Origin of the sequence: Amycolatopsis rhizosphaerae (assembly GCF_007713715.1) — a bacterium.
GTDB classification, from domain to species: domain Bacteria; phylum Actinomycetota; class Actinomycetes; order Mycobacteriales; family Pseudonocardiaceae; genus Amycolatopsis_E; species Amycolatopsis_E rhizosphaerae.
Genome location: NZ_VJWX01000795.1, coordinates 1 through 1,769, shown reverse-complemented (window position 1 = coordinate 1,769; position 1,769 = coordinate 1). Strand labels below are relative to the sequence as shown.

The 1,769-nt window shown below is 69.9% G+C and carries 2 protein-coding genes; both read right to left on the bottom strand.

Annotation, left to right across the window (positions count from 1 at the left end):
* Positions 1 to 44 precede the first annotated feature (44 nt).
* Positions 45 to 749, bottom strand: coding sequence for a response regulator (locus FNH05_RS36915; protein ID WP_144593464.1), 705 nt, complete (start codon positions 747 to 749; stop codon positions 45 to 47).
* Positions 746 to 1,769 (bottom strand): sensor histidine kinase (locus FNH05_RS36910; protein ID WP_144593463.1); only part of this gene is annotated, 1,024 nt, incomplete at its 5' end. The genes FNH05_RS36910 and FNH05_RS36915, both read right to left, overlap by 4 nt.

Genomic DNA, 1,769 nt, shown 5'->3' with positions numbered 1-1,769 from the left:
AGAGACAGGTCACTTCACAGTCGATTTGACTGTGAAGGGACCCTTCACGGCTTCGTCCGGGCACCCCGGCCGAATCGGCCGCCGCCCCCCGGGGTGACCAGTCCGGTTTCGTAGGCCATCACGATGGCCTGGGCCCGGTCTCGCAGATCCAGCTTCAGCAGGATCCGGCTGACGTGCGTCTTCACCGTCGTCTCGCTCACGTGGAGTTGCCCGGCGAGCTCGGCGTTGCTGAACCCCTTGGCGAGCAGGCGCAGCACTTCGAGCTCGCGAGGACTGAGCACCGAGAGGTCGCGGTGCAGTGCCGGGCCCACCGCCTCTTCGCTCGGCGCGAAGCGCTCGATCAGGCGCCGGGTGATGCTCGGCGCGAGCAGTCCGTCGCCCGCCCGCACCGTCCTCACCCCGGCCACCAGTTGCTCGGGGGTGACGTCCTTGAGCAGGAAGCCGCTGGCGCCCGAGCTGAGGGCGGCGTACACGTACCGGTCGAGATCGAAGGTGGTGAGAATGATGATGCGCGGCGGATCCGCGATCCCGGTCAGGATCTGCCGGGTGGCCTCCAGGCCGTCGACCTCCGGCATCCTGATGTCCATCAGCACCACGTCGGGCTTGGTGTCGCGGACCAGTTCGACGGCCTCGGCCCCGTTGCCCGCCTCGCCGACGACCTCGATTCCGTCGGCGGTGAGAATCATGGTGAAGCCGGTCCGGAGCAGGGTCTGATCATCGGCGACCACCACGCGCAGCGACTCGTTCACGCACCCTCCACGGGGAAGACGACGGCCACCCGGTAGCCGCCGGTGGGGAGCTCGCCCGCCTCGAAAGTGCCGCCGTAGACGCCGGCCCGTTCCTGGATACCGATCAGCCCGCGCCCATTGCCCGCGTTGGCCGCCGGCGCGGTGGCGCCGCCGGTGTCGGTCACCGAAACCCGCAGCCGGCCGTCGCCGTACTGCAGTGCGACGGCCACCCGGGCGCCGGTCGCGTGCTTCATCGCATTGGTCAGCGCTTCCTGCACCGTCCGGTAGACGGCCAGTTGCAGTCCGGCGGAGAGCGGGCCCGCGGTGCCGGTCACGGTCAGCTCCACCGGCATGCCGGTTTGCCGAACCCGCGCCACGAGCGCGTCCAGCTGGTCCAGACCGGGCGCCGGGGCCTCCTCGGCCAGGAATTCCGGGTCCTCACTGCTCATCGTCAGCAGGTCCATGGTGTGGCGCAGTTCCGTCATCGCGGCCCGTCCGCCGGATTCGACGGCCAGCAAGGCGTCGTGGGCCATGTCGGGCGCGGTCTCCATCACCTTCCGGGCCGCACCGGCCTGCACCATCATCACGCTGATGCTGTGGGTGATCACATCGTGCAGTTCCTGCGCGATCCGGGACCGCTCCTGCTCCACCGCCAGTTTCGTCGCCACCGCCTTCTCCTCCTCGGCGGCCAGCATCCTGGCCTTCCAGATGGAAACGGTGTTGGCCGCCAAGCCCAGCGGGATCAGCACCAGGAAGATCAGCAGGCTCGGTTTGCGGTCGGGCACGCTCTCGGTGTGCGTGACCATCAGCCACACCGCTCCGGCCAGCGCGCTGATCGTCGCGACCGGCTGCCGCGGACTGTGCACCGCCGCGCTGTAGGCCCCGATCATGCAGGCGGCGAAGGTGAACGTGGGGTCGAACCCGGGGCTCAGGTGGTACAGCGCGCTGGCGAGAAGGACGACGCCGAACGCCGTGAGCGGGTACCGGCGGCGGGCGGCCAGTGGCAGGGTGGCCAGCAGGGCGAGGGCCCACTGCCAGGGC